The sequence below is a fragment of the Marinobacter sp. E2 genome, from assembly GCF_055755345.1.
In genome coordinates, this window is record NZ_CM146911.1 from 285453 (window position 1) to 312096 (window position 26644).

A 26644-nucleotide genomic window follows, 5' to 3' on the forward strand; every position below is an offset into this window, starting at 1 on the left:
ATGGCAGCGAGCCGAGCCCTTTTCGATTTCCCGTCGATAAGGGCTCGTCACGCAACATACATGATCAGATTCTCCGCCACACAGGCCGGCTTGTCCTCGCCCTGGATCTCGATGGTGGTTTTATAGGTGGCAAGCTGTCGGTGATCATCCACCTGATCAATCGACAGCAGCTCCAGCCGGGTGCGGATGCTTGAGCCGACTTTTACAGCAGACGGGAATCGAAGCCGGTTCAGACCGTAGTTGATGGTCGCGGTCGGCCCGATCACCCGGAGCGCCTGAGGATTCAATCTCGATATGAGCGCGACCGTGAGATAGCCATGGGCAATCGGGCTTTTCCAGGGCGACTCGCGCTTGGCCCGCTCGACATCCACATGAATCCATTGGTGATCACCGGTCACGTCGGCAAAGGCAATGACCATGTCCTGGGTGATGGTGAGCCAGGGGCTGTGGCACGTCAGTTCTCCTGCCATGTCGGTAAGTTCTGAAAGCTGTACTTCTTTCATTCCTACCCCCTAGACGCTGTAGCCCGGGTTCTTGCTGTCCAGCAGTCGTAACAGAGCTGGCCAGGTCAGCTTCGCGGCCATGCCCAGCTGTTGCGACTGCTCGGCGGTGGTGCGAATGGCCTGTTCCGAGGGCAGGTGGGTGGGACCGCAGCTCTGGGCCTTGACCTGGATTTCACAGGCCTTCATCAGGAAATACAGGTAGGTAAAGGTCTCGGGAACATCCTTCCCGGCGGTCAGCACGCCGTGGTTACGCAGTAGCATCATGGATTTGTCGCCCAGGTCCCGGATCAGCCGCTCGCGCTCGTCGAGGTTCAGGGCCACGCCTTCGTAATCGTGGTAGCTCAGGTGATCGAGACAGAGCATGGCGGTCTGGCTGAGGGGCAGCAGGCCGTCCCGATGAGCCGAGACGGCCACGCCGTCCGCGGCGTGCAGGTGCATGACCGCGCCCGCATCTTCCCGTCCCATATGCACGGCGCTGTGAATGGTGAAGCCGGCCGGATTGACCCGTCCGAGCCCGCCGGCCTGCACCACCTGGCCGTCCTGATCCACCTTGACCAGTGAGGACGCGGTGATTTCATGGAACAGCAGGCCATAGGGATTGATCAGGAAGTGGTGCTCAGGCCCCGGCACCCGGGCCGAAAGATGGGTAAAAACCAGATCGTCCCAGCCAAACAGAGCGACCAGACGATAGGCCGCGGCGAGCTCGGTTCGGACCTGCCACTCGCCAGTCTGGCGGTTGTCGGCGTCCGGTATTGCTTCAGTTTTTGTCATTGTTGTTCACCTCCGGATTCGAAAAAGGGGTGGCTTGGCGACCACCCCCGAAAAAGGCTTCTGAACAACAGAAGCTTCCAGGCTCACTGATGAGGGGATTCTAGCTTGCCTGTAAAAGGTTGGCGTAAGTCTCCAGCTGGAAGTCGTCGTCGCCAAGCTGATGATTGATCATGATCAGCCGCTTGGCATAGTGGGCGAAGTTATACTCCCAGGTCATGCCAATACCACCGTGGGACTGGATGCCCTGCTCGGAGATGAATTGGCCGCTGCGGCCAATCACGTTCTTCGCGGCTGCAAGAACTCGCCGGCGTTCGTCGCTCTGGGGCTCGTCGGCCATGCTGGCGGCCAGAATGGCCATGGAACGGGCCTGTTCAAGCTCCGACATCATGTCCACCATCCGGTGCTGCAGCACCTGGAACCTGCCGATGGGAACACCGAACTGCTTGCGCTGTTTAAGGTAGTCCAGGGTCAGGTCACAGGCCACTTCCATCGCACCCACGGCTTCACCGCAGAGTGCGGAAATGGCGCGTCCTGCCTGGTACTCGATCACGTCAGACGCCTTGCCTTCCTCGCCGAGCAGGGCATCGGGCCCCAGCTTGACGTTGTTCAGGAACAGGTCGCAGCCTTTGGAGCCGTCAATGGTCGGGTAGGTGCGGCGTTCGAGGCCTTCGGCGTCCGGGTTTACCAGAAACAGGCTGATGCCATCGGCATCGCGGCTGTCACCGGACGTGCGGGCAGACACCACCAGCACGTCGGCACAATGCCCCCCGATTACGACTGCCTTGCGACCGTTCAAAACGTAGCAGTCACCGGACTTTTCGGCGCGGGTTTCGACATGGTTCAGGTTATAGAAGCTCTGCGGCTCCTCGAGCCCGGCAGCCGCGCGAACCTCGCCGCTGGCAATGCCGCTGAGCCACTGTTCCTGTTGCTCGCTGTTGCCAGCCTGGCTGATAAGCCCGCCTCCGAGAACGACCGACTGCAGGTAGGGCTCCAGGCAAAGGCCGCGACCAAGCTCGGTCATCACGCTCTGCACTTCCACGCCGCTGCCGCCAAATCCGCCGAGTTCTTCCGGGAAGGGCACGGCTGTAAGACCCAGCTCACCCAGCTGTTTCCAGAAATTGGCGCTGAACCCCAGCTCGGTTTCGCTGTATTCCAGACGCTTTTCAAAACTGTATTCACCGCGCACCAGACGGGCCACGGTGTCCTGCAGCATCTGCTGCTCTTCATTCAGTCGGAAATCCATGGTCGCCTCCTTAGAGCCCGAGAATCATTTTCGACACAATGTTCTTCTGGATCTCGTTTGATCCGCCGAAAATGGACAGCTTGCGGTTGTTGAAGTACTGGGCAGCCAGTGGTGCGGCATTTTCGTCCGACAGGAATTCACCGCTGTAATCCAGATCCAGTTCCTCTTCCACGAAGGGAATGGCGTAGGGACCAATCGCCCGGCGTGCCAGATCGTTGATGGTCTGGCGAATCTCGGTGCCGCGGACTTTCAGCATGGAACTTTCCGCGCCCGGCATGCCGCCGCCCTCGACTGAGGCGATGATGCGCAGATTGCTGATGGCGGCGGCCATCAGATCGATCTCAACCTGGGCGATGCGCCGGGCGAACGACGGGTCTTCGATCAGCGGACGACCATTCTTGGTACGGCGGGAGGCAAGTTCTTTCAGGTGCTGGAGTGCGGCCTTGGAAATGCCAATGCCGGCCAGACCGGTGCGCTCATAGGTGAGCAGGTACTTGGCGTAGGTCCAGCCCTTGTCTTCCTCGCCTACCAGGTTCTCGGCGGGGACTTTCACATCCTCGAAGAACACTTCGTTGACTTCATGCTCACCATCGAGGGTAATGATCGGACGCACCGTAATGCCCGGTGTGTTCATGTCGATCAGCAGGAAGGAGATGCCCTCCTGGGCCTTTACCTCGGTATTGGTGCGCACCAGGCAGAAAATCATGTTGGCGTGCTGGCCAAGGGTGGTCCAGGTTTTCTGGCCATTCACAATATAGTGATCGCCGTCGCGGACGGCCCGGGTCTTGAGAGAGGCGAGGTCTGAACCGGCGCCCGGCTCGGAATAGCCCTGGCACCACCAGTCTTCGCCGCTGAGGATTCTTGGCAGGTATCTTTGCTTCTGCTCTTCGGTACCAAACTTGATAATCACCGGCGCCACCATGTTGACACCGAATGGCACAGAACGGGGAGCCCCATAGCGAGAGGACTCCTCATCCCAGATGTGCTTCTGAACCGGGCTCCAGTTCACGCCGCCGTATTCTTCTGGCCAGTGAGTGGCGTACCAGCCCTGTTCGCTGAGTATCTTCTGCCAGCGCTGGTGGTCTTCCCTGGATAGCCGGCGGAAGCCTTTCACCTTGGCAGCAATATCCCCGGGCAGCTTTTCATCCAGGAATGCGCGGACCTCATCACGGAAGGCGAGTTCCTCAGTGGTGTAATTCAAGTTCATGGGAAAACCTCTGTCGCGTTGATCTGTAAATCAGCTGAAGGCCTGGATGCCGGTCTGGCCACGGCCCAGGATAAGGGCGTGGACATCGTGTGTGCCCTCATAGGTGTTTACAGCCTCAAGGTTCATGACGTGGCGGATAACGTGGTACTCATCTGAAATGCCGTTGCCGCCGTGCATGTCCCGGGCAACCCGGGCAATGTCCAGAGCCTTGCCGCAGTTGTTGCGCTTGAGCAGTGAAATGGCATCCGGCGTTGCCGTGCCGGCATCCATCATGCGGCCGAGTTGCAGCACCGACTGAAGGCCGATGGTGATCTCGGTCTGCATATCCACCAGCTTTTTCTGGATCAGCTGGTTGGCGGCCAGGGGTTTGCCGAACTGCACGCGCTCCAGGGTGTAGTTCCGGGCCGCGTGCCAGCAGAATTCAGCCGCACCCAGTGAACCCCAGCTAATGCCGAAACGGGCCTTGTTGAGGCAGCTGAACGGACCTTTCAATCCCTCCACCTCAAGGTGGTTTTCCTCCGGCACGAACACCTCGTCCATAAAGATGGAGCCGGTTTCCGACGCCCGCAGGGAAAACTTGCCCTGGATCTTTGGTGTGTCCAGCCCCTTGGCGTCTTCGCGCTCAATCACAAAGCCGTTCACCTTTCCGTCCAGCTTGGCCCAGACCACAAAGACATCGGCAATCGGTGAGTTGGTAATCCAGGTTTTCGAACCACTCAACAGGTAGCCGCCGTCCACTTTCCTGGCCCGGGTTTCCATGCCACCGGGGTCGGACCCGTGATTGGGCTCGGTCAGGCCGAAACAGCCGACGTACTCGCCGGAGGCCAGCTTGGGCAGGATGCGTTTTTTCATCGCTTCCTTGCCATAGGAATAGATCGGATACATGACCAGAGAGGACTGGACGCTCAGAGCCGAGCGATAGGCTGAATCCACCCGTTCCACTTCCCGCGCTATCAGGCCGTAGCAGACATGGTTCAGCCCTGGACCGCCGTATTCTTCCGGCAGGGTCGCCCCCAGCATGCCGAGTTCGCCCATCTGGTTGAAAATGGTGCGGTCGAACTTCTCGTGCCGGTTGGCCTCGGTGATGCCAGGCATGAGCTGCTCATCACAGAAGCTGTGGATGCTGTCACGGACCTGACGCTCGGTTTCGTCCAGTTGGCCATCAAAACCGAGAAGATCATTCCAGGGTGCGGAATCCATTGTGTTCTCTCCTGAAAGCGAATATCGAAAGCCCAGCATTAGGGGCGGGGGAGCGATTTATGCTATCTTTGTATCAATGTTGTTTCATTAAGCGAAACACAGTTTTGTAAATGACTCGTGAAAGACTAATCCGGGTGTTATGGAAATGCAAGCAGTGTTCAAGGCTGACGAGGTGCCTCTGTGCTGAGCGGAATGCTTCGATGGTTGGTGTCCCTGGCGTTGGTCACTGAGCTCCTGGCTATCTGTCTTGATCGCCAGGAGCTCAGTGCGCTGGCGGGCGTGGCGTTTGTCGCTGCCTTTCTGGCAGGGGCCGGGCGCCTGCAGGGGTACGCCCGGATGTTACTGGTTATCGCCCTTCTGGTTCTGGGAGGGCTTGCCTGGCGCGGGTCGCTGAACGGGGGGCAGGTGTTGAAGGCGGCATCTGATGCCGCGTTCTATTCCGCGTTTTTGGGCAGCCTGGGCCTGATGCAGTGCCTCGTGCGCCGGTTCGAAGTATTGCGCCGGATCCACGATGTCCTGCTGGGTGGGAAGCCCATACTGCTCTATCCCAAGTACGCCCTGGTCAGCTGTGGCGTTGCTACGGTTCTGAGTTTCGGCATGATGAACCTGCTGTGCGGAAGCCTTTCTGACACCCTCCGGGAGCGCGGCATCGGCGGTGAATCCCGCCTGCAGTGGTTGCGGAGTGTTCTGATCAGTGCCCTGAGGGGATTTGCCCTGGTGCCGTTGGTGGCGCCCACCAGCGTCGCTGTTGCCATTCTTACCAGGGAGTTACCGCAGCTGAGCTGGTCGCAACTGTTACCCTTCGGTATGGTCGCGGCGCTGGTAATGGTGTTGATTGGCTGGGTGCTCGAGCAGCGCCGGTTCCGCAAGGTCAGCAGCGAGCGTGTCGCTATTGAAGGTTGGCTCCCGGGTACCGGTCGCCTCCTGTTTCTTATCCTGCTGGTGTTCACGGTGATGGCGGGCCTGGTGGTCATAACCGGTTTCAAGGTGTCGGTGGCAGCCATGTTGTCGGTGCCGACCGTGACGCTGCTCTATATGCTCTGGCAGGAGCGGGGACTGACCTCCGTTCTGCAGGAAGGTGCGGGTCAGATATGGGCCATGCAGAACGAAATGGCCATCTTCGCCGCTTCCGCCATCCTCGGTGTTGCCCTGTCCGCGGTCATCCCGGCAGATGCCCTGGCGGGGCTGGTCGCCACTGGCAGCGGGATTTTCCTGGTGGCTGTCGTTGGCATGCTGATGCTGCCAATATTCTCCATGATCGGCATCATTCCCATCACGGTCCTGAGTGTTCAGGCCGGTTTGTTGCCCCAGCTGGTGGCGGAAGGGATGGATCTGCTACCGGTTTCCGTGGCTCTGGTAATTGGCTTCTCCCTGGCCATGATGCTGTCGCCTTTTGGTCCATCGGTCATGCTGCTGTCCCGTTTCGGGCAGATTTCCCGCTGGGTCGTGGCGTTTCGGTGGAATGGTTTGTTTGCATTGATAGCGCTGCCAGCTCTTCTGGTGCTGACAGCGCTGGTCGCCTGGCTGGTGCCGGGTCAGTAACCCCGGTTGGTATCCACAATCCCGGAAATGGCACGCCCGGCGGCGTGATCCCGGATCTTGCCGGTGATCTGTTCAATGGTGGCGTCCCGAAGGGTCCGGGCCGAGATGTGCGGTGTAATGGTGATCTCCTGCCGTTGCCAGAATGGGTGCCCCTCTGGAAGGGGTTCTTTGCGGAACACATCGAGGGACGCGCGCAGCAAGGTACCGTCGTCCAGGGCCCTGAGCAGGTCGTCCTCAACCAGGTGTTCACCCCGGCCAACGTTGATTAAAACGGCATCGGGCCGGAGCTGGCTCAGCAGCTCATAATTGATGATGTCCCGGGTCTCGTCGGTCAGGGGCAGGGTATTGACCAGGACACGGGTAGCTTGCAGAAAGTCGCCCAGCTGGCCGGGGCCGGCGTAGGTGCTGACGCCTTCCAGGCTGTGTTCTCCGCGGGCCCAGCCGCTGACCTGATAATCCAGATTGGCCAACGTGCGGGCCACTCGCTTGCCGATATGACCGAGCCCCATAACGCCCACCGGCCACTCGCTGCGTTTGATGGGGCGATGAATTTTCCAGAGGCTCTGGCGCTGCTGCTCCCGGTAGGTTTCCATCCCGCGACTGGCTTCCAGCAGCTGGTGCAGGACGTACTCCGCCATCTGCACCGACATGCCCGCGTCTTCCAGGCGCACAATCGTGAGATTTTTCGGCAGGTTGGCAACCTTGAGCAAGCCGTCGATACCGGCCCCCAGGTTGAATACGGCCTTCAGATGGGTTTCCCGCTCGAAAAGGGCCTCGGGCGGTTTCCAGACGATGGCGTAATCCGCACCAACAGCGGGCCCGTGCGGATCCCAGACATAAACCTCGGCGTCCGGCAGGCATTCTTTAATGGGCACTGTCCAGCGCTCGGGTTTCGGATCGCCTGCCACGAAAAGAATCTTCATTTTGCCTCCGGGGGTCGTCACAGGGTTCGTTGACTGCTAGTTTGTTTTGCAATGCAGAATATGAAAACGGCACGGGCAATAAATCATGGTATGAAATACCGCCATGCGGTTTCGGGTTTGAGACATCTTCAGCAAGTGTTTCATATTTGGCGAGAGTTTTGAAAAGACTTTCTGGTACTTGATTTCTGCAGCGATTAAAATGGCGCATCGCTGGTCATTCACCAAATTAATACACCGGTTACAAGAGCGGGCGACGCGGTTGGAGGACGTCCCATTATGGCAGGAAGAAAAAAGATCTCACCGGAACTGACAGTGGCATCCACTGACGGTGAGCCCGTGAAGCCGGAGAAAGACCGTAAGTTTGTCGAGGCCCTGTCCCGGGGGCTGGACGTACTTCGTGCCTTCAGCCAGGGTCCTGTTATCCTCGGCAACCAGGACATCGCACGCATCACCGGGCTGCCGAAGCCAACCGTGTCGCGGATGACCTACACGCTTACCAAGCTGGGGTATCTCAGCTATAACACCCAGCTGGAGAAATACCAGCTCAGCTCCGGAGTACTGGCGCTCGGTTACGCCTACGTATCCAATCTCAAGGTGCGCCAGCTCGCCAAGCCCTACATGGACGAGTTTGCCCGCCAGACCAACATGTCGATAGGCCTGACCTGCCGCGACCGGTTGCACATGATCTACGTGGAGAATCGTCTGCCACCGGAGGCCTCACTGCTTCGCATGGATATCGGCCTCAAACTGCCCATGGCCACGACTTCTGCCGGGCGCGCCTATTACTGCGCCATCAGCGACAAGGCCCGCCTGGTGATTGACGACGCCATGGCGGCCAAATACGGCAAAGACTGGCCCGAGAAGAAAGCTGGCCTGGACCAGGCCATGAAGGATTACAAGGAACACGGTTTCTGCCTGTCCACTGGCGAGTGGGATCGGAACATCAACTCCGCCGGCGTGCCAATCCACCTGCAGGATGGCACCATCATGGCTCTGACCTGTGCCGCCCCGTCTTATCTGGTGCCAGCGGAAAAGCTCCGTGGTTCCATTGCTCACCAGCTGGCGATGCTGGCGAGCGATATTGAATCCTTGGGCGTCTGAGACTAACTCCTAAGTAGCGAAGGGAGGCGGCGCCGCCTCCCGACAAACTCCAAGGCAAAAAACCGCAGAGACACCTCTGCGGTTTTTTTGTGCCCGCTGTTAGCCGGATGGTTGAAAACACCGCCGAACTTGTATTAAATCGTACGCATGTTTCGCTAGTTAAAATCATATTTCAGAACACGTGCGAGGAGAAAACATGTCTGAGGTCGTTAGCTATAACCGGGAAGGCAGCATCGGCGTTATTACTGTGAACTACCCGCCGGTAAACGCCCTCGGCCATGCTGTCCGTTCCGGTCTGCTCGCAGCGCTCGAGCAGGGCCAGAACGATGCTGAGGCCAGGGCAATCCTGTTGGTTTGCGAGGGGCGCACCTTCATCGCCGGCGCCGACATTCGCGAATTCGGTAAACCCATTCAGGAGCCCCTGCTGCCGACCCTCGTCAATGCCCTGGAGAACAGCGACAAACCGCTGATTGCTGCAATCCATGGGACTGCTCTGGGGGGCGGTCTGGAAACCGCGCTGGGCTGTCATTACCGGGTTGCGCTGAGCAACGCGAAGGTTGGGCTGCCGGAAGTGAAGCTGGGTCTGCTACCCGGCGCTGGCGGCACCCAGCGCCTGCCCCGCCTGACCGGCGCCCGCAAAGCGCTTGAAATGATTACCACGGCTGAGTTCATCGGCGCCAACGATGCGCTCGCCCTCGGTATTCTTGATGCCGTGGAGGAAGGCGATGATATCCGTGCTGTCGGTATGGCCTACGCACAGAAGGTGATCGACGACAAAAAGCCGGTGCGTCGTGTTCGCGATATGAACGACAAGATCGAGGCGGACAAGGGCAGCGATGTCTTTGACCAGTTCCGTGATGAGCTGAAGAAGCGGGCCCGGGGCCTGTTCTCGCCATTCAAATGTGTTGATGCGGTGGAAGCTGCGTTCAACCTGCCCTTTGAAGAAGGCCTGAAGCGTGAGCGGGCACTGTTCACGGAGTGTATGGAATCGCCCCAGCGTGCAGGGCTGATCCATTCGTTCTTCGGCGAGCGGGAAGTCTCCAAGGTGAAGGGACTGCCCAAGGATACGCCGGTTCGCGACGTGAACACTGTTGGCATCATCGGTGCCGGCACCATGGGTGGTGGTATCGCCATGAACTTTGCGAACGTGGGTATCCCGGTCACCATCGTCGAGGTAAAGCAGGAGGCTCTGGACAAAGGCCTGGCCATCATTCGTCGCAACTATGAGAACTCCGCGAAGAAGGGCAAGCTGACCCAGGAGCAGGTGGAACAGCGGATGGCCCTGATCACCCCGAGCCTGACCTACGACGATTTCCGGGACGTTGACCTGGTGATCGAGGCGGTGTTCGAGAACATGGCCATCAAGAAGGAAATCTTTGCCAGGCTCGATGAGGTCTGCAAGCCGGGTGCGATTCTGGCGTCCAATACCTCAACCCTGGATATCGACGAAATTGCCTCTGCCACCAGTCGCCCGGAAGACGTGGTGGGTATGCACTTCTTCAGCCCGGCCAACGTGATGAAGCTGCTGGAGAACGTGCGTGGCAGCAAAACCTCCGATGAGGTCAAAGCCACGGTGATGGCGGTTGCCAGGAAGATCGGGAAAGTCGGTGTCATGGTGGGCAACTGCTATGGCTTTGTCGGCAATCGGATGCTCCACAAGCGCGGCACCGAAGCCATGTCGCTTGTAGATGAGGGCGCCACACCGCAGCAGGTCGACAAGGTGCTGACCGACCTCGGCTTCCCCATGGGGCAGTTTGCCATGTCCGATCTGGCCGGGATTGATGTGGGTTACCGCATACGAGAGGAGCGTCGCAAGTCGGGTGAGGACATCCCTGCAAGCTGGATGGACAAACTCGCAGAACAGGGCCGCCTTGGCCAGAAGACCCAGGCGGGTGTCTACAAGTACGAGGAAGGCAGCCGAAAGCCGATCCCGGATCCGGAGGTCGAGCAGCTGATCGAGCAGTTCCGCAAGGAACAGGGCATTACGCCCCGGGAGATTACCGACCAGGAAATCCTTGAGCGCTGCGTGTATGTCATGGTCAATGAAGGCGCGAAGATCCTGGAGGAAGGCATCGCCGACCGTCCGCTCGATATCGACATTGTCTGGATTTACGGCTACGGCTTCCCGGCCTATCGCGGTGGCCCCATGTTCTGGGCCGATCAGGAAGGCCTCGACACCATTCTCTCGGCGGTGAAAAAGTACCAGGATACCGTTGGTGGTGAGCAATGGGAGCCGGCGGCCTTACTTGAAAGACTGGTGCGCGAAGGCAAGAAATTCGGCGATCTTTAAAGGAGTAGTGTTATGTCTGATGCAGTCATCGTTTCCACCGCCCGGACCGGTCTTGCCAAATCCTACCGGGGCTCTTTGAATAATACGCACAGCGTGGATATGGCAGGCCATGTCATCAAACACGCTGTTGAGCGCGCAGGCATTGATCCGTCTATCGTTGAGGACGTGATCATGGGTGCCGCTTACCAGGAAGGCACCCAGGGCCGGAACATTGCCCGTCTGGCAGCGATACGCGCCGGACTCCCGGTAACCACCGCCGGGTTTTCCATCAACCGGTTCTGCAGCTCCGGTCTGCAGTCCATTGCCCTCGCCGCCCAGCGGGTTGTTTCCGAGAAGGTTCCCGCTATGGTGGCTGGCGGGGTCGAGTCCATTTCCCTCGTGCAAAACGAGAAGATGAACAGCTTCCATGCCACCAATGAGTGGCTGATGAAGAACAAACCGGAGCTGTACCTCTCGATGATCGAGACGGCAGATATTGTTGCCAGGCGCTACAACGTCAGCCGGGAAGCCCAGGATGAGTATGCCCTGATTTCCCAGCAGCGCACGGCAGCGGCCCAGCAGGCCGGCAGGTTTGACGATGAGATTGTGCCGTTCGAAACTACCATGCTGGTCAAGGACAAAGAAACCGGAGAGGTCAGTGAGAAGCATGTGACCCTCACCGCAGACGAATGCAATCGACCGAACACGACGCTGGAGGGCCTGGCGGGCCTGGAGCCGGTCCGTGGTCCGGAGCAGTTCATCACAGCAGGTAATGCCAGCCAACTGTCTGACGGAGCCTCCGTATGCACCGTCATGAACAGCACCTACGCCGAGAAGCACAATATCGAACCCATGGGGATCTTCAGGGGCCTTGCCGTCGCCGGCTGTGAACCAGACGAAATGGGCATCGGTCCGGTGTATGCAATTCCGCGCCTGCTTGAGCGGAACGGGCTGACCATGGACGACATTGATCTCTGGGAGCTGAACGAAGCCTTCGCGTCCCAGGTCATTTATTGCCGTGACCGCCTCGGTATTCCCATGGAAAAACTGAACGTCAACGGCGGTTCCATTTCTATTGGTCACCCCTTCGGTATGACTGGCGCCCGAATGACGGGCCACGCCCTGATTGAAGGCAAGCGTCGTGGCGCCAGGTATGTGGTGATTACCATGTGCATTGGTGGCGGCCAGGGCGCCGCAGGCCTGTTTGAAGTGGTCTGATTTCAATCTGAATGAACGAGGGGCCAGATGAAAGCTTTCGTCTGACCCCCCGACCTGAGCGGGTTCTGGGAGATTCGTCCTACGCCTTTCCTCCCAGCAGAATCCGCACAGCCGTGCAGGCATCTTCCAGCTCCGCTTCTCTAGGCTCACGCCCGGCGATAATGTCGCTGTACAGGCAGGATTCGGCAAGCCGGATCATGAAGTAAGACAGGCTGAAAATATTCATGGGTGGCTTGATGTGCCCGGCGGCCACCTGATCCTTCAGCATCCGGGTGTTGGTTTCCACGGTGCGGGTGTGCAGGATCGACTGCGATGAGGTAAGTATTTTCAGGGCGTATTCCGGGTCCTGGTGGATGAACCGTCGCAGGGGTTCAAAATGCAGGATGGTGGAATTGGTGCGTCGATACACGCCCACGATGTAGTCGATACCTGCGCCTGGTGTTTCCGCCATGGCCTGCCGCCAGAGGGGTTCGTACAGCGACCAGAGTATCTCGCCGATCAGCAGATCCCGGTTGCCAACCCAGCGGAACAGGGTGGCGCGGCCAATGCCGAGTTCTTCCGACAGGGGTGCCAGGTGGATACGCTCGCCCTTGAGCCACATGCGACGGGCCCGTTTGAAAGCCTCCGCGGGTGTTGCCCTGGGAACGGTTCTGTCTGTCACTGCCACCTCATGCCGGAATTTCGGTTCATTCTAACCACTAAACCACAAACCCGCCACGCGCAGCCGGGCTCGGGGCTGTGATGGTTTTGTGAAGTTTTCGGCCTACACTGCCAACGTGGCTGTCCTTAAAGTTCCCCACGACGGCCAAGTGCAGGAGCCATGGTCACCATGACGAGAACCGTATTGATCATCGAGGACAACCCGGGTATCGGAGAACTTGTGCGCATGCAGGTGTCGGATCTGGGTATGGAGCCGGTGCTGGTGGATCGGGGCGATACCGGGCTGGAGCGGTTCCGCGAGGGTGGCATTGACCTGGTGATCCTGGACCTGATGCTGCCGGGCCTCGATGGCCTGGCCGTGTGCCGGGAAATCCGGTCCGGCCCCGGCTATGTGCCGGTACTGATGCTGACGGCGAAAAGCACCGAGCTTGACCGGGTGCTGGGGCTCGAGATGGGCGCGGACGATTACCTCACCAAGCCCTTCAGCGTGTTGGAGCTGTCGGCCCGGATCAAGGCCCTGTTCCGAAGGGTGGACGCTTTCTCGAAAAGCGCCTCTACCGGCGACGATGCCAGTGAAATCGAGGTGGACCGGTTGCGAATCGACCCGGTGCGTCGACGCGTGTCGGTGGATAACCAGCCGGTGGAGCTGACCGCCCGGGAGTTCGACCTGCTCTGGCATTTTGCCTCCCACCGGGGACGGGTGTTCAGCCGGTCGCAGTTGCTGGACGCGGTGTGGGGTTACAACCACGAGGGCTACGAGCACACGGTGAACACCCACATCAATCGCCTGCGCAACAAGATTGAAGCCGACCCGGCCGACCCGCACTACGTCCAGACCGTTTGGGGTGTGGGCTACCGGTTCATGGACTGATCATGGCGCCGCCCCTGTTCCGCACCCTGTACGCACGCCTGGCCATCGGTCTGTTCCTGTTGCTGCTGGTGGTGGGCGGTCTGTTCACCTTTTTGAGCCTCTCGTCGGTGCGGGAGTACTCGGCGGCGATCAATCAGCAGCTCAACCGAGACCTGGCCCGCAACCTGGTGGCCGACCGCAATCTGGTGACCGACGGCCAGCTCAATCGCGATGCCCTCAAGCAGCTGTTCGAGCTGTACATGACCATCAACCCCAGCATTGAAATCTACCTGCTGGACCGTCAGGGCAAGATCCTCTCTTACTCGGCCGACCCCGAAAAGATCAAACGCAACCGGGTGTCGCTCAAGCCGATCATAACGCTGCTGGACAACCCGGACGCTTACCCGCTGCCCGGCGACGATCCGCGCAGCCATGACCGTCGCAAGGTGTTCTCGGTGACACCGGTGCCGGATGCCGACAACCCGACCGGTTACCTGTACGTGGTGCTCCGGGGCGAGGAGTACGATCTGGCCGAGAGCATGGTGCACAGCGACCGCCTGCTGCAGATGGGGGCAGGCGCCCTGGCCGTCAGCCTGGCCGTGGGGCTGTTGGCGGGCCTGGTATTCTTCCGGTTGCTGACCCGGCGGCTGTCGCGACTGACCGACCGGGTGGAGGCCTTCAATCAGGGCATGTCGGTGGACCAGGCGCCGGACGTGGCCACCGCTGGCGACGATCTCGATTACCTGTCCGCCCGCTTTGATCAGATGGCCAGGCGCATCGAAGCCCAACTGGACCTGCTCAAGGACAAGGACGCCCAGCGCCGGCAACTGGTGGCCCAGGTGTCCCACGACCTTCGCACGCCGCTGGCATCCATCCAGGGCTATCTGGAGGCCCTGCGGTTGAAGCAGGACTCGCTCGAGGCGGATGAGCGCTCCCGCTTCCTGGGCATTGCCCTGGCCGAAACCCATCGGCTAGGGCGACTGGTGGAGGAATTGTTCGAACTGGCGGCCCTGGACGCCCGGGAGAAACAGCCGGTGCCGGAGCCCTTTACGGTGGCGGAGTTGCTGCACGATGTGGCCCACAAGCATCGGCCCAGAGCGGAGCGTGCAGGCGTAACCCTGGCAGTAACCGAAGTGGCGCCGGCGCAGGTGCTGGCGGATATCGCCATGACCGAACGGGTACTGGATAACCTGATCGGCAACGCCATCGACCACGCGCCCGAGGGCAGTACGGTCACCCTCAGCGTGGCGGCCGAGGATGACGGGGTCGAGATATCGGTGGCCGACGAGGGCCCCGGCATTGATCCCGACGACCTGGACCACCTGTTTGAACCCTTCTACCAGGCGTCGGGCGCGTCCCGCGCCGGACACGCGGGCCTGGGGCTGGCGATTGCCCAGCGCATGGTGGCGCTTCAGCACGGGCGGCTCAGGGCAACCAACGCCAACGGGGCGGTATTCGGTGTCTGGTTGCCACTGGCGGGGCAATCAGCCGGTGGCGACGGGGAACAATCCACAGCTTTATGAATTCGTAACAAACACTGAACGTTTTCGTGAATCCGCAGCCTTAGGGTAGAGCCATCGAATCATCCAGAGGAGATGTCTTATGAAACGTACAATTGCAGGCACTTTGATCGCCCTGGCGCTGGTGACTGCCGGCGGCCTGTTTACGGCCCAGGCCACCGCAGACAAGCACCAGAACAAAGACACCCGATTCGCCCCTGACCAGCCCGGGCTGGCGGTGGCTACCTTTGCCGGTGGCTGCTTCTGGTGCGTGGAGGCGGGCTACGAGAAGCGGGTGCCGGGCGTAGTGGAAGCCGTGTCTGGCTATGCCGGCGGTGATCAGGCCAACCCGACCTACCAGCAGGTGTCCTCGGGCAAGACCGGCCACACCGAAGCTGTGCAGGTGTACTACGATCCGGAAGAAATGACCTATGAAGGCCTGCTGCAGGCGCTCTGGCGGATGATGGATCCCACCGATAATCAGGGTCAGTTCGTGGATCGCGGCCAGCAGTACCGGCCGGCCATTTTCTACCACAACGAGGCCCAGAAGCGTCTGGCCGAGCAAGCGGTGGCGGAACTGGAGGCCTCCGGCGTGTATGACAAACCGGTGGTCATCGAGATCGTGCCGCTGGAGAACTTCTACGCCGCCGAGGAATACCACCAGGACTATTACAAGAAGAACCCGGTGCGCTACAACTTCTATACCTTCAATTCCGGGCGTTACCAGTTCATTGAAAAGGTGTATGGCGAGGATTATGAGCTGGACTACAGCCGGTTCCAGGAGAACGCCACCTTGGACGCCAGCGATGATCTGGTGTCCGGCAGTGGGAAGACGGCCTCCACCGATAACGCGGGCGGCAAGGGCTTTAACCCCAAGACCTTCGAGATGCCAGGCCAGCAGATCCTGAAAAAGCGCCTGACCGACATGCAGTATGAGGTCACCCAGGAAGACGGCACCGAGCCGGCGTTCAACAACAAGTACTGGGACAACAAGCAACCCGGCCTGTATGTGGACATCGTCTCTGGCGAGCCGCTGTTCTCCTCCCGGGACAAGTACAAGTCCGGCACCGGCTGGCCCAGCTTTACCCGGCCCATCACGCCGGATGCGGTGGTGGAACGGGAAGACAACTCGCTGTTCATGACCCGCACGGAGATCCGCAGCCGTTACGCGGACTCCCATCTGGGGCACGTGTTCAACGACGGTCCGCAGCCCACCGGACTCCGGTACTGCATGAACTCAGCGGCGCTGGACTTCATCCCGCTCGACAAGATGGAGCAGGCCGGCTACGGCCAATGGATCGACGAGGTGAAACCGAAGGCTGAGGTGGCCGGCCAGTAACGGTGCCGGCGCCTTACAACCAGAGATCCCCCACCGCCGTCTCGGGGCTGAAGTGGTGCCAGACCTGGGCCTGCAGCAGCTCGGCGGTGGCAAGGGCGTCGATCAGCGCGTTGTGGGCGGCGTAATGGGGCAGGCCGTAGCGCTGCCTACTGTCGGCCAGGCGAATTGAAACCGGTTTCTGGCCGATCAGGCGTCGCCAGCCAGAGGGATTGCGGTTCGGGTACAGGTGCGCCTCAATGGCCATGGTGTCCAGGACCGGAAACCGGATGCCTTCGCCCAGGCGCCAGCGCAGGGCAATATCCAGGAAAGGCCGCTCGATGTTCCGGTAATGCACCACCGGCAGCCGGCCGTTCAGGCAGGCAAACAGCTCCTCCAGAATGTCCTCAAGATCCGGCGCCTCATCAATGTCGCTGTGGGTGATGCCGTGCACCGTGATTGAGGTCTGGTGCAGGGGCAGGCGGGGCCGGACTATCCAATGCCGCGCTTGTGCCAGCTGCACCCCGTCGAGCGTGAGTGGCACAAGCCCCACGCTGACAATCGAATGCTGGCTGGCATCCAGGCCGGTAGTTTCAAAGTCCAGCGCTACCATCGGGACATCCCGGAGCGGGGTGTCGGCAGAGACGCATCCGCTTTCATAGAAAGCCTTGAGCAGAGGCGACTGGCTGCGTTCTGCCAGGGCCTGGTACTGCTCTGGCCAGGGTAGCCGCGTTACTTCCGGGTCTGTCTGGTTGGGCTCGGTAGGGGAGCGCTCAGACATTGCGGACCACCTGGGCGTTGTAGCGGAAGCGCAGGAATTTCTGGGCGTTACTCACCACCTGGAAGGCATCCTTGAGGTGGCTGCGCTCGAAGGGCGAGAGGTCCTCGGGGCGAACGTTGTTGTCGGGCTCCCTTCCCGCCTCGATCGCCAGGGCCTGGTGTCGTATCCGCACAATGGAAATGAACTCCAGGGCATCGCGCAGGTTGCCCAGGTCGTCGTCCAGCAGCAGTTTGGTGTTGCCGATGGCCTTGAGGCGTTCGAAAGAGTTCTGGGCGCGGGAGCCGCAGGCCAGCGCATGCACCCGGATCAGGTCCGACAGCGGCGCGGTGCCCCGGCGTTTCAGGTTGAAGGTCTTCTGCTGTTTGCCGTCCTCCTCCAGGACAAACGTCCGGAAGAAGCCAATGGGCGGGGTCCGGTTCAGGGCGTTGCGCGCCAGCATGGCCAGGAACCGGGGGCTGTTGGCCGCCTTGTTTGCCACCAGGGTTTTCAGTTGTTCGGCGAAGTCGGTCTGGCCGTAGATGCCGTCCAGATCGAAGAAGATGTTGCTGTTCAGCAGCGCTTCCGCCTTGGGGTTCTCAATCCAGTCGGTGAAGTAGTCCTTCCAGACCTTCAGCGGCTGCCGCCATTTCCGGTTGGTGGCCATGATATCGCCGGTGCAGTAACTGTAGCCGCACTCCGCGAGGCCATCGGAGACAAATTTGGCCAGCGCGAGGAAGTATTCATCGTGCTCCTCCGGCACAAAACTGTCGTCCAGGATCATGGCGTTGTCCTGGTCGGTGACCACCAGTTGCTCATCCCGGGCCATGGAGCCCAGGGCCATAAAACAGTAGGGGATGGGGGGTGGCCCCAGTTTTTCCTCGCCAAGTTCCAGCAGCCGCTGGGTAAAGCTGCGGCCGATACCAGCCATGGCGCTGCCGATCATGTGGGAGTTGGCGTCTTCGTTGACCATGCGGACAAAGCTGTCGCGCACGTTCTGGCTGATCGCTTTGAGGCCCCTGACATCCTTCTGGTGATAAATGTTGCTGACCAGATAGAGACTGCTCTGGCTCTCGTACTTCACGATGTCCGACAGGGCAATGACGCCACGCACCTCGTCGCCTTCCATCACCGGCAGGTGGTGTACGTTGTTGTGCAGCATGGTGAGCATGGCTTCGAAGATGAACACGGAGGAGCCGATGGTGATGAGGTCTTCGGACATGATCTCGCTGATCGGCGTCTCCGAGGGCAACGCCTCGCTGAGTGCGCGGGTGCGCAGGTCGCGGTCCGTGATGATGCCCCGCAGGAGTGGTTTCTCGCCCTCTTCATCCATCAATAGCAGGGCCGACACGCCCTGCTCGGTCATGATTCGCGCCGCCTCCTGGAGGCGTACCGTGTGGGGCGCCGATACCGGCTTGCGGGAGATCAGCCGGGTCACCTTGGAGGTCATCAGCTCATTGGATTTCTCCCGCCGGGAGAGCGCGGAGCGCAGGCGACTGCGGTCCTCAATCTCGACAAAATCGGCAAAGTTGTCGTCACTTTCCCAGAGCAACTGGAAGATCTCGCCAGGAATCTTGTAAATCAGGGTGTCTTCCAGCGCCCTGGCCGGAAACCGCACCCGCTTGTTCATCAGCAGACCGAACTGCCCAAAGATTTCCCCCTCGCTGATACGGTTGTACAGTTCCCCGGAACGCCGGTAGATCTCAACCGCGCCGCTGCGCACATAGAACAGCCAGTTATTGGATTCGCCAAACTCGAGAATCTGCGTGCCGGCCCGGAAATAGACCACCTCAATGCCACCGACCACCTGGTCGAGCAGCTTATCGGGCATCTCGTCAAACGGCGGGTACTGGGCCATGTGATTGCGGATGTCGATGAGCTCGGCCTGCATAAGACTCCCAGGGCTGATGAAGAAAAGTCGTTGTCAGTACAGCAATATAGCAGCGGCGCCGGCCAGCGGCCATGTCGACCTTTGACGGATCTCATTGACCGCTCAGGCCCTTGTTGCTAGCCTTGCCGCACTTTTTCAGGTGTCCGTCGCGAAGCGCGACGGGTGAAACGGGAAATCGGTGAGCCTGGCCTGGCCAGCGCAAGTCCGATGCTGCCCCCGCAACGGTAAGCAGGATAACGGCAATCTGATGCGCCACTGTGTCGCGTGACATGGGAAGGTGATTGCCCGGGAACCGTCGGTTCCGCCTGCCAGCCCGGAGACCGGCCTGGAAAAACACCCGGTGTTGCGGTGGGCGACGCAGGTGGGCGAAATACCAGGGCCGTCTGCCGCTTTCCCGTGGCCTGCCTGACCTGCCGCCTGCCCTCCTGCCTGTTCCGCAACAAAACCCAGAATCCCGTGCGGGTGCGCGCGGAGTGCGGAGCAAAGCTGATGTCCTCAAAATCCTTTCCTGTTGTATTGGCGGGCGTGTCCCTCGCCGCCCTGCCGCTGGCCGTAATGGCCCAGTCTGACACCCAGGCCGATGCGCTTGATCCCATCGTGGTGACCGCAACCCTCGGGCCACAAACCGTGGGCGAGAGCCTGTCTTCCGTCACAGTAATCGAAAAAGACGACATTCGCCGCCAGCAGCCGGCCGAGTTCCGGGACCTGCTGCACGCGCAGCCGGGTGTGAATGTGGTATCGGACGGCAGTTATGGCAAGACCACCAGCGTATTTCTGCGTGGCGCAGGCAGTGCTGGCACGGTGTTGCTGCTGGATGGCATCCGCCTGCGCTCTGCCTCGGCGGGCATCCCCCCCTGGCAGTTTCTCCCGCCCGAGCTGATCGAGCGGGTTGAGCTGGTGCGCGGCGCCAAGAGCTCCCTTTACGGGGCGGATGCCGTTGGTGGCGTGGTGCAGGCCTTTACGCTTGAGCCGGAAGCGGCCCGGCAGGGCTGGGTGGAACTGTCTGGCGGCTCCCACAGCCTGCTGGAATCCACCGCTGGCGTGGCCGGGCGCGAAGGTCGCACCGGCTTTCTTGCCGGTGGCGTGTATTCGGATACCGACGGAACCAACCTCCGGGCTGGTGGCGAGGACAAGGGCTTTCGCAATGCCGGCGGACTGGCCAAGGTGAGCCACCGGTTCGACCAGGGCGGTGGGGCCGGTGTCACGGTGTTTCAGTCCGAAGGCAATACCGAGTTTGAGGGTGGCGATACGGACTTTCTGGTTCGCGCCATGGGCCTGTATCTGGAGGCCGTGGCCAGCGATTACTGGCGTACCCGGATCCAGTTTTCCGAGTCCCGTGACGAGCAGGATACCTTCGGCTCCTTCCCCAGCGTGTTCGATACCCTGCATCGGTCGGCCCGTTGGGAAAACACCCTCACCGCGGGCGTGCACGAGTTCGTGGTCGGCACCGAGGCAACTGTGGATGAGGTGGAAGGCACCAGCCAGTTCAGCGAAGACAGCCGCACCAACACCGCCGTCTTTGGCCAGGCCCGCCTGAATTTCGGCCCCACCGATGTGATGGCCAGTGCACGTCTGGATGACAACGAAGCCTACGGTAAGGAAGAAACCGGCGGCCTCGCCCTCGGTCACCAGTTCGATCAGGCCCACCGGGCACGGGTGAGCTATGCCACCTCTTTTCGAGCGCCCACCTTCAATGATCTTTACCTGCAGGTGCCCTTTTACACCGGCAACCCCGACGTTGATCCGGAAGAGGGTCAGATGGTGGAAATTGGGGTAAGTGGCCGTTACAGCCATTGGTTCTGGGATGTGGCCGTGTATCAGAACGATGTGGACGATCTGATAACCTTTGTGTCCGACCCCGTAACGTTTGAAGGGACCGTGGAAAACGTCGAATCCGCGAGGATTCGCGGTATTGAACTGTCCTCGGGTTTCGAAACGGTGAACTGGGATGTGAATGCGGCCATTACCCTGTCCGACACCGAGAACCGGGATACCGGAGCGCGTCTGCCTCGCCGGTCGGAGCGCAATGTGCGGCTGGACGTGGACCGTCTGTTCGACCAGTGGTCCGTGGGCGCCAGCGTGATTGCCGAAAGTGACCGTTACAACGATGCCGCCAATAATAGCCGGCTTCCGGGTTACGGAACCCTGGACCTGCGCGCCGCCTGGAATTTCCTGCCGGGGTGGTCCGCGCAGTTCAAGGTGGATAACGTGCTGGATCGCCGGTACACCACCAGCCAGGGCTTCGGCACCGCGCCTTTCGATTACCTGGCCGCGGGCCGGACGTACCTGGCGTCCATACGCTATGATTTCCGCCAGTAGTCCCATTCACTGACCCATGATGCCAGCGCCATGATCCAGCGCGGATTCGTTCTGCTTGTCGCCTGCCTTGTTCTGATGCCATCCCCGGCGCAGGCGATGTGCGCCGGGGATGCGCTGGGCAGGCAGGTGTGCCTGGAGGCGCCGGCGAGGCGAGTGGTTTCCCTGTCTCCCGGTGCCACCGAGCTTTTGTTTTCGGCCGGCGCCGGCGACCGGGTGGTGGCGGTGAGTGCCTGGAGCGATTACCCGGCAGAAGCCGCCAACCTGCCACAAGTGGGCGACAGCAATCGCCTGGATCTGGAAGCCATTGTGTCCCTGGCGCCGGAGCTGGTGGTGGCCTGGGTCGATGGCAATTCCCGGAGCCAGCTGGAGCGGCTCGCGGACCTCGGCATCACCGTCTTCTGGCTGGCCCCGCGTACCTTTGACGACATCGCCGTCGCCGTTGAAAATCTGGCACTGTTGACGGGCAATTCGGCTACCGGGAAGCGTCGCGCAGACGCCTTCCGGGCGGATATCGCTGAACTTCAGGCGCGCTACGACGGCGCCGGCCCGGTGCGGGTGTTCTTCCAGATCTGGGACCAGCCGCTGATGACCGTCAACCGGGAAGAGCTGATCAGCAAGGCCATCGAGCTGTGTGGTGGGGTCAACGTGTTCGGCCACCTGCCGCGACTGGTGCCACGGCTCAGCATTGAGGCGGTGCTGGCGGCCAATCCGCAAGCCATCGTTACCGCCGGCGAAGCGGACAAGGATAACTGGCTGGGGATTTGGCAACAGTACCCGGAGCTGACCGCCGTGTCAGCCGGCAACCTGTTCCTGGAACCGCCGGATCTGCTGGCGCGACCCACCCTCCGCTTTGCCGAAGGTGCGCGCCACCTGTGCCAGACCCTGGAGCAGGCCCGTGCCAATCTCTAGTTACTCCAGACCCCTGATTGTGCTGCTGCTAGCCGCCCTGGCGGCGGCACTGCTGTCGGTGAGTGTCGGTAGTACCTCCATTGGCATCGAGGACACGCTGCGCGTGGTTACCGGTGGCGGCAGCGCTCTACAACAGACCCTGATTCTGGAGCTTCGACTGCCGCGCACCCTGAGTGCCTTCGCCACCGGTGGGCTGCTGGCGGTAGCCGGCGCCCTGATGCAGGTGCTGCTGCGCAATCCGCTGGCCGATCCCTATGTGCTTGGGCTATCCGGCGGTGCCGCCGTGGGCGCCCTGCTGGCCATGCTGGGCGGTGCCGCCGGCTTCCTGGTGTCCGGTTCGGCTTTTGCCGGTGCCCTGCTGGCGACTCTGCTGGTGTTCGGCCTGGCCCATGGCAGTGGCAGCTGGACGCCATCGCGGCTGTTACTGACAGGTGTGGTAGTGGCCGCAGGCTGGGGCGCTATCATCACCCTGATCCTGTCGATGACGCCGGCCAGTCGGCTGCCTGGCATGCTGTACTGGCTGATGGGTGATCTGTCCCACGCCGCCACGCCCTGGCCCGGCCTGATCATCCTGGTGCTGGTGTGTGTACTGGTCTTCCCCCTGGGTCGGGCTTTGAATGTTCTGGCCAGGGGCTCCCTGCAGGCGGCGGCACTCGGTGTGTCGGTGCGGCCTCTGGAGTGGTCCATCTACCTCATGGCCAGTCTGCTGACGGCCACGGCGGTGACCATGGCCGGCTCGGTGGGGTTTGTGGGCCTGGTGGTGCCCCATATGCTGCGGCTGGTCCTGGGTAACGACCAGCGACTGGTGCTGCCAGCGTGCGCCCTGGCCGGGGGCACTTTGCTGGTAATGGCGGATACCCTGGCGCGGGTGGTGATTGCGCCGGAGCAGTTGCCGGTGGGCGTGATTACTGCGCTGCTCGGTGTTCCCACGTTCCTGTATCTGTTGTACCGGAGTCGATGATGACGCGCCTGACCACAGAATCGCTGATCATCGATATTCCGGGGCGTGCTTCCGGTGCGCCGCTGGATCTGGCCATCGAGCCGGGGCAGGTGTGGGGGGTGTTGGGTCCCAATGGCGTGGGCAAAACCACCCTGTTGCATACGCTAGCGGGGTTGCGGGAGCTCAGAAGCGGAGACCTGCGACTTGATGGAACCCCGCTGCGTGACATCGGCCGCAAAACCCTCTCGCAACGGATCGGCCTCGTATTTCAGGACCGGCAGGATGGATTCCCGGCAACGGTTCTGGAAACCGCCTTGATCGGTCGACATCCCTGGTTGTCCGCCTGGCAGATGGAGAGTGGTGATGACCTGGCGATTGCAGAGCGAGCCCTCGAAACCCTTGATGTCATTCACCTGAAAGATCGTCTGATCAATACCCTCTCCGGTGGCGAACGCCAGCGGGTGGCCATTGCCACCCTGATGACCCAAAGCCCGGAGATCTGGCTTCTGGACGAGCCGACCAATCACCTGGATCTACAGCACCAGACCGCCGTCATGACCCTGCTGCGCCACCAGGCAAAATGCGATCGGGCGGTCTTTATGTGCCTCCACGACCTCAACCTGGCTGCGCGATGGTGCGACCAGATCCTTCTGCTGTACCCAGACGGCCAGGCCTGCTGGGGCCCGGCCCGGGACATGCTGGTGACCTCGGCACTTGAAAGCCTGTTCGGCCAGCGCTTGCTCTCTGCGGAACTGGACGGCTTCCCAGTGTTTGTACCGGGCTGATATCCCGCCTGGCCAGGCCCCAACCCCGGCGGCAGCCGGGCGACTCCACCCCTGCAAATGTTAAATGTAGTCAAGCGCTAAGGCGTGATCCTGTGGTTGTGATAAAAGTGATGGTTCACGTCATTTAACTATGTACCCCTGTGCTACGCTGGGGATGTGTTGGGCGCACTCCAACGGAGACTGTGTGGCCTGAACCACTCGATCACTGAGAGAATCACTTGATGAGAGTAGGCCTGCTGATTCTGGCAGCATTCTGGTTCGCTCCGGTTTCATCTCAAACGCTCCAGATCATGGGCTCCGGCGAGGGTTTTCTCCCGTTCTATTACGGTCACAGCCTGGACAAGGGCATTCTGGTAGAGGTAATGCAGGAGTTCAGCGGGGAGACCGGTATCGCAGCCGAGTTCCGCCCCATGCCTCGTAAACGGCAGGCCTGGGCCATGGAAAACGGACACGCCAACGCGGTTTTCGCCAACCCACTGTGGATGCCGCTGCCGGACCGCATGCACGCCGTAGGACCGGTGTTAACCTGGCGGGACCGAGTGTTCGCGCAACCTGGCCAAAAACCCCTTTCCTTCGATGATCTCCAGGGCAGCGTCTGCCTGCGACGATGGTTTGTCTACAGTGACCAGCTTGAGCGGCGCCTCGGTGCCAATCTTGTTCGCATCGACGGGTATGATGCGCAGCAGATGCTGAACATCTTTCTGCAAAAACGGTGCGATTACATCGTCATGAATGACATGGAATTCCGGTTTCTGGCTCAGCTGCTGGCAATCAATCCTGACGAGTACAGCACCGAACTGGTCGACGCGGAGTGGCCGATCTTCCTGGGTATCCTCAAAACCGAGACCGCTTTGATTCAGGCGGCGGAAGCGTTTTTTGCCGACTACAGGATTGATGTGGAGGCCCTGCTTCCCGGGCTGCCGCCTCCTGATGAGAAGATCTCCATCCATCCCGTCCAGTAGGGCAACTGGCAAACTTCAAGCCCCTCGCCTCAGTCCAGCCAATCTCCGGGATTGGACGTGGTAAAGCGTCTTATCCGGTCCGGAGTCGCACAGCTCGGGGTCATCTGTTCATCGGACAATAGAAGATAGTTGTCACGGTGGGCGGTGCCCAGGGGAATGGCGCCCTCTTTGGTGAAGCAGGGCAATTCGATCTGCTCGGCGACGAGGAGGTAGCTGTCGGCAGTGTCGCTCATCCACAGCCAGGCATTCCGGTTTTCCTGTTCCCGGCTGGTAAAGAAGCTGAAATGGGTAAAGTCGCGTTTTGAGAACAGCAGGAACTGCTCACGGAAGTCGATCATGCCAAGCTGCCCGCCGGGCGGAATAGTCTGTTCGGCGGCTGCCAGGATATTCTTCGGCGTTCGCAGCGGCTCAAGAATCCGGTAGCCCCAGGTGGACAGCAGCAGCCAGCTCACCATCATGGCCGCGAACAGCCGTCCCAGCGGGCGCGAGCGCCAGAATCCGAACAGACTGAGCAGCCACACCGAACCCATGGTAAAGACCAGGGTGCCGGCCTCGTGGAGTCGTGCCGGGTCGCTGGTGTAGTCGCTCACCTTGTCGACCAGTCGTGGGTGATCGTTCCAGGCCAGAACGCCCACGGTCAGCAGCGCCGCGCCAATCAGGAGGTGCAGGCCGGTCAACACCGGCGGGAACCAGCGTGCCGGCCGCTGGCTGCTGACAATCGGTGCCAGCACCAGGGCCAGCATGGGCAGCGCCGGCAGCAGATAGACACCGCGCTTGCCGGGACTGAGGCTGAAAAATACAAGGACCAGCAGGATCCAGACCAGAAGCACCGGAATGATGGGCCGGTAACGGGCGGTTTCCGACAGAGGCCGGAGCAGGGCCAGCAGCAACAGGGGAAGAGGAAACCAGAGCGCGGGGATCACGTTGGTGAGGTAGTAGTACCAGGGCTGGATATGACCCCAGGAGTCGGCGTAGCGCTCGCCGGTCTGCTTGAACAGGATATTGTTCCGGTAGGCCAGGGCCTCCTCGGTGCCGAGGTGGTTCACGTACAGCACCATGGGAATCAGCCAGGCAGCAACCACTGCCAGCATCACCAGTGGGCCCAGGGCGCAGCGCCACTGCAGGGTGCCGGCAAACAGCGACCGGTCCCGATATTTCATCGCCAGTATGGGCAGGAGCATCAGTGCCGGCAGAAACCCGACCCCCTTGGTAATGATTCCGAGCCCCATGAACGCCCAGCCAACGAAGTACCAGGCCCAGGCCGGCCCCAGGAAAAAGTGCCGGATCAGGCCGTAGCAGGCCACCGTGATCCAGCAGGCCACCATGGCATCAATCTGGGCCTTTTGCGCCTGGATCAGAAACTGCGGCGCCAGCATCAGCAGCATTACCGCAATGGCGCCGGTGCGCTGGTTCCACAGACGGGTGCCCAGATCGAAGACCAGGCCCAGTGTCAGCAGGCTGCACAGGGCGTTGGGCAGCAGGAAGGCGATCTTGAGGTTGCCGGTCAGCCAATAGAACAGGGCAATGCTCCACATGAACACCGGGGGTTTGTCCGGGTAGAACTCACCGCCGCGCATGGGGATCAGCCATTGCCCCGAGGCCACCATTTCGCGGGCCACTTCCGCAAATCTGGGCTCGTCCGCTGGCCAGGGTGAACGCAGGCCAATGCCGGAAAAGATGACAACGGCCGCCAGAGCCAGCAACACCAGCAGCAGTCGGTGGCGGGAGAGGCTGAGCAGGGTGTCCGGTAAGTGCCGGACGAAAGGCGATGCAGGCATGG

General features: G+C 60.9%; 22 protein-coding genes and 1 riboswitch. Of the genes, 12 read left to right on the forward strand and 10 right to left on the reverse strand.

The window, feature by feature from the left end; genetic code table 11:
• Nucleotides 1-47 precede the first annotated feature (47 nt).
• The 5 genes from AC0J1C_RS01220 to AC0J1C_RS01240 all read right to left on the reverse strand — a co-directional run bounded on the left by AC0J1C_RS01220 (nt 48) and on the right by AC0J1C_RS01240 (nt 4924).
• Nucleotides 48-503 (reverse strand): MaoC family dehydratase, encoded by a 456-nt coding sequence (locus AC0J1C_RS01220; RefSeq protein ID WP_473045256.1) that lies wholly within the window; start codon nt 501-503, stop codon nt 48-50.
• Nucleotides 504-512: 9 nt separating this feature from the next.
• Entirely contained in the window at nt 513-1274 is a 762-nt protein-coding gene (locus AC0J1C_RS01225) for a class II aldolase/adducin family protein (protein ID WP_473045257.1), read from the reverse strand.
• Between the two features lie 100 nt (nt 1275-1374).
• Nucleotides 1375-2517, reverse strand: coding sequence for an acyl-CoA dehydrogenase family protein (locus AC0J1C_RS01230; protein ID WP_473045258.1), 1143 nt, complete (start codon nt 2515-2517; stop codon nt 1375-1377).
• A 10-nt stretch (nt 2518-2527) separates the two neighbouring features.
• Nucleotides 2528-3724, reverse strand: coding sequence for an acyl-CoA dehydrogenase family protein (locus AC0J1C_RS01235; RefSeq protein ID WP_473045259.1), 1197 nt, complete (start codon nt 3722-3724; stop codon nt 2528-2530).
• A 30-nt stretch (nt 3725-3754) separates the two neighbouring features.
• Nucleotides 3755-4924 carry an acyl-CoA dehydrogenase gene (locus AC0J1C_RS01240; RefSeq protein WP_473045260.1) on the reverse strand — a complete coding sequence of 390 codons (1170 nt, stop codon included), beginning with the start codon at nt 4922-4924 and terminating at the stop codon, nt 3755-3757.
• Nucleotides 4925-5116: 192 nt separating this feature from the next.
• Here AC0J1C_RS01240 and AC0J1C_RS01245 point away from each other — a divergent pair, with 192 nt between their 5' ends.
• A complete protein-coding gene (locus AC0J1C_RS01245) occupies nt 5117-6466 on the forward strand; it encodes a hypothetical protein (RefSeq protein WP_473045262.1) in 1350 nt (449 codons plus the stop codon).
• Here the strand turns inward: AC0J1C_RS01245 and AC0J1C_RS01250 are convergent.
• Complete coding sequence (locus AC0J1C_RS01250) at nt 6460-7389, reverse strand: 2-hydroxyacid dehydrogenase (RefSeq protein ID WP_473045263.1); 930 nt, start codon at nt 7387-7389, stop codon at nt 6460-6462. The genes AC0J1C_RS01245 and AC0J1C_RS01250 overlap by 7 nt on opposite strands.
• A 276-nt stretch (nt 7390-7665) precedes the next feature.
• On the opposite strand from AC0J1C_RS01250, the gene AC0J1C_RS01255 reads away from it, so the two are divergent.
• The 3 genes from AC0J1C_RS01255 (at nt 7666) to AC0J1C_RS01265 (ending at nt 11977) form a co-directional block, all read left to right on the forward strand.
• Nucleotides 7666-8490, forward strand: a complete 825-nt coding sequence (locus AC0J1C_RS01255; RefSeq protein WP_375191422.1) for an IclR family transcriptional regulator — start codon at nt 7666-7668, stop codon at nt 8488-8490.
• Nucleotides 8491-8686: 196 nt separating this feature from the next.
• The gene (locus AC0J1C_RS01260; protein ID WP_473045264.1) at nt 8687-10780 is read left to right on the forward strand and encodes a 3-hydroxyacyl-CoA dehydrogenase NAD-binding domain-containing protein; all 2094 of its coding nucleotides are present in this window, start codon (nt 8687-8689) and stop codon (nt 10778-10780) included.
• Between the two features lie 12 nt (nt 10781-10792).
• A complete protein-coding gene (locus AC0J1C_RS01265; protein WP_473045266.1) occupies nt 10793-11977 on the forward strand; it encodes an acetyl-CoA C-acyltransferase in 1185 nt (394 codons plus the stop codon).
• Nucleotides 11978-12056: 79 nt separating this feature from the next.
• On the opposite strand, the gene AC0J1C_RS01270 is transcribed toward AC0J1C_RS01265, so the two are convergent.
• Nucleotides 12057-12638, reverse strand: coding sequence for a QsdR family transcriptional regulator (locus AC0J1C_RS01270; RefSeq protein WP_375191425.1), 582 nt, complete (start codon nt 12636-12638; stop codon nt 12057-12059).
• Nucleotides 12639-12806: 168 nt separating this feature from the next.
• On the opposite strand from AC0J1C_RS01270, the gene AC0J1C_RS01275 reads away from it, so the two are divergent.
• The 3 genes from AC0J1C_RS01275 (at nt 12807) to msrB (ending at nt 16325) form a co-directional block, all read left to right on the forward strand.
• Nucleotides 12807-13508, forward strand: a complete 702-nt coding sequence (locus AC0J1C_RS01275) for a response regulator transcription factor (protein WP_473045268.1) — start codon at nt 12807-12809, stop codon at nt 13506-13508.
• Nucleotides 13509-13510: 2 nt separating this feature from the next.
• Nucleotides 13511-15010: a sensor histidine kinase gene (locus AC0J1C_RS01280; protein ID WP_375191427.1), complete on the forward strand. Its 1500-nt coding sequence runs from the start codon at nt 13511-13513 to the stop codon at nt 15008-15010.
• A 79-nt stretch (nt 15011-15089) separates the two neighbouring features.
• Nucleotides 15090-16325, forward strand: a complete 1236-nt coding sequence (msrB, locus tag AC0J1C_RS01285; RefSeq protein WP_473045269.1) for a peptide-methionine (R)-S-oxide reductase MsrB — start codon at nt 15090-15092, stop codon at nt 16323-16325.
• A 13-nt stretch (nt 16326-16338) separates the two neighbouring features.
• On the opposite strand, the gene AC0J1C_RS01290 is transcribed toward msrB, so the two are convergent.
• Together AC0J1C_RS01290 and AC0J1C_RS01295 are read right to left on the reverse strand one after the other, a co-directional pair.
• The gene (locus AC0J1C_RS01290; protein WP_473045270.1) at nt 16339-17082 is read right to left on the reverse strand and encodes a 3'-5' exonuclease; all 744 of its coding nucleotides are present in this window, start codon (nt 17080-17082) and stop codon (nt 16339-16341) included.
• Complete coding sequence (locus AC0J1C_RS01295; RefSeq protein WP_473045271.1) at nt 17075-18949, reverse strand: putative nucleotidyltransferase substrate binding domain-containing protein; 1875 nt, start codon at nt 18947-18949, stop codon at nt 17075-17077. Before AC0J1C_RS01295 ends, AC0J1C_RS01290 begins: the two co-directional genes overlap by 8 nt.
• A gap of 120 nt (nt 18950-19069) precedes the next feature.
• Nucleotides 19070-19292, forward strand: a riboswitch (cobalamin riboswitch).
• A 146-nt stretch (nt 19293-19438) separates the two neighbouring features.
• On the opposite strand from AC0J1C_RS01295, the gene AC0J1C_RS01300 reads away from it, so the two are divergent.
• The 5 genes from AC0J1C_RS01300 (at nt 19439) to AC0J1C_RS01320 (ending at nt 24864) form a co-directional block, all read left to right on the forward strand.
• A complete protein-coding gene (locus AC0J1C_RS01300) occupies nt 19439-21268 on the forward strand; it encodes a TonB-dependent receptor plug domain-containing protein (protein ID WP_473045272.1) in 1830 nt (609 codons plus the stop codon).
• A 30-nt stretch (nt 21269-21298) separates the two neighbouring features.
• Entirely contained in the window at nt 21299-22177 is an 879-nt protein-coding gene (locus AC0J1C_RS01305) for a cobalamin-binding protein (RefSeq protein ID WP_473045273.1), read from the forward strand.
• Nucleotides 22164-23138 carry a FecCD family ABC transporter permease gene (locus AC0J1C_RS01310; RefSeq protein ID WP_091989909.1) on the forward strand — a complete coding sequence of 325 codons (975 nt, stop codon included), beginning with the start codon at nt 22164-22166 and terminating at the stop codon, nt 23136-23138. Before AC0J1C_RS01305 ends, AC0J1C_RS01310 begins: the two co-directional genes overlap by 14 nt.
• Nucleotides 23138-23902 (forward strand): ABC transporter ATP-binding protein, encoded by a 765-nt coding sequence (locus AC0J1C_RS01315; protein WP_091989912.1) that lies wholly within the window; start codon nt 23138-23140, stop codon nt 23900-23902. The genes AC0J1C_RS01310 and AC0J1C_RS01315 overlap by 1 nt, the downstream gene beginning before the upstream one ends.
• A gap of 221 nt (nt 23903-24123) precedes the next feature.
• Nucleotides 24124-24864: a substrate-binding periplasmic protein gene (locus AC0J1C_RS01320; RefSeq protein ID WP_473045274.1), complete on the forward strand. Its 741-nt coding sequence runs from the start codon at nt 24124-24126 to the stop codon at nt 24862-24864.
• 29 nt (nt 24865-24893) lie between these two features.
• Here the strand turns inward: AC0J1C_RS01320 and AC0J1C_RS01325 are convergent, their stop codons facing one another.
• Entirely contained in the window at nt 24894-26642 is a 1749-nt protein-coding gene (locus tag AC0J1C_RS01325) for an ArnT family glycosyltransferase (RefSeq protein WP_473045275.1), read from the reverse strand.
• Between the last annotated feature and the right edge of the window lie 2 nt (nt 26643-26644).

Bases quoted from the DNA above. Each gene is read 5' to 3' on its own strand.
- AC0J1C_RS01220 (WP_473045256.1), bottom strand. From the start codon at position 503: ATGAAAGAAGTACAGCTTTCAGAACTTACCGACATGGCAGGAGAACTG.
- AC0J1C_RS01225 (WP_473045257.1), bottom strand. From the start codon at position 1,274: ATGACAAAAACTGAAGCAATACCGGACGCCGACAACCGCCAGACTGGC.
- AC0J1C_RS01305 (WP_473045273.1), top strand. From the start codon at position 21,299: ATGATCCAGCGCGGATTCGTTCTGCTTGTCGCCTGCCTTGTTCTGATG.
- AC0J1C_RS01320 (WP_473045274.1), top strand. From the start codon at position 24,124: ATGAGAGTAGGCCTGCTGATTCTGGCAGCATTCTGGTTCGCTCCGGTT.
- AC0J1C_RS01325 (WP_473045275.1), bottom strand. From the start codon at position 26,642: ATGCCTGCATCGCCTTTCGTCCGGCACTTACCGGACACCCTGCTCAGC.
- AC0J1C_RS01255 (WP_375191422.1), top strand. From the start codon at position 7,666: ATGGCAGGAAGAAAAAAGATCTCACCGGAACTGACAGTGGCATCCACT.
- AC0J1C_RS01240 (WP_473045260.1), bottom strand. From the start codon at position 4,924: ATGGATTCCGCACCCTGGAATGATCTTCTCGGTTTTGATGGCCAACTG.
- AC0J1C_RS01290 (WP_473045270.1), bottom strand. From the start codon at position 17,082: ATGTCTGAGCGCTCCCCTACCGAGCCCAACCAGACAGACCCGGAAGTA.
- msrB (WP_473045269.1), top strand. From the start codon at position 15,090: ATGAAACGTACAATTGCAGGCACTTTGATCGCCCTGGCGCTGGTGACT.
- AC0J1C_RS01300 (WP_473045272.1), top strand. From the start codon at position 19,439: ATGTCCTCAAAATCCTTTCCTGTTGTATTGGCGGGCGTGTCCCTCGCC.
- AC0J1C_RS01315 (WP_091989912.1), top strand. From the start codon at position 23,138: ATGACGCGCCTGACCACAGAATCGCTGATCATCGATATTCCGGGGCGT.
- AC0J1C_RS01235 (WP_473045259.1), bottom strand. From the start codon at position 3,724: ATGAACTTGAATTACACCACTGAGGAACTCGCCTTCCGTGATGAGGTC.
- AC0J1C_RS01265 (WP_473045266.1), top strand. From the start codon at position 10,793: ATGTCTGATGCAGTCATCGTTTCCACCGCCCGGACCGGTCTTGCCAAA.
- AC0J1C_RS01260 (WP_473045264.1), top strand. From the start codon at position 8,687: ATGTCTGAGGTCGTTAGCTATAACCGGGAAGGCAGCATCGGCGTTATT.
- AC0J1C_RS01250 (WP_473045263.1), bottom strand. From the start codon at position 7,389: ATGAAGATTCTTTTCGTGGCAGGCGATCCGAAACCCGAGCGCTGGACA.
- AC0J1C_RS01230 (WP_473045258.1), bottom strand. From the start codon at position 2,517: ATGGATTTCCGACTGAATGAAGAGCAGCAGATGCTGCAGGACACCGTG.
- AC0J1C_RS01295 (WP_473045271.1), bottom strand. From the start codon at position 18,949: ATGCAGGCCGAGCTCATCGACATCCGCAATCACATGGCCCAGTACCCG.
- AC0J1C_RS01280 (WP_375191427.1), top strand. From the start codon at position 13,511: ATGGCGCCGCCCCTGTTCCGCACCCTGTACGCACGCCTGGCCATCGGT.
- AC0J1C_RS01245 (WP_473045262.1), top strand. From the start codon at position 5,117: ATGCTTCGATGGTTGGTGTCCCTGGCGTTGGTCACTGAGCTCCTGGCT.
- AC0J1C_RS01275 (WP_473045268.1), top strand. From the start codon at position 12,807: ATGACGAGAACCGTATTGATCATCGAGGACAACCCGGGTATCGGAGAA.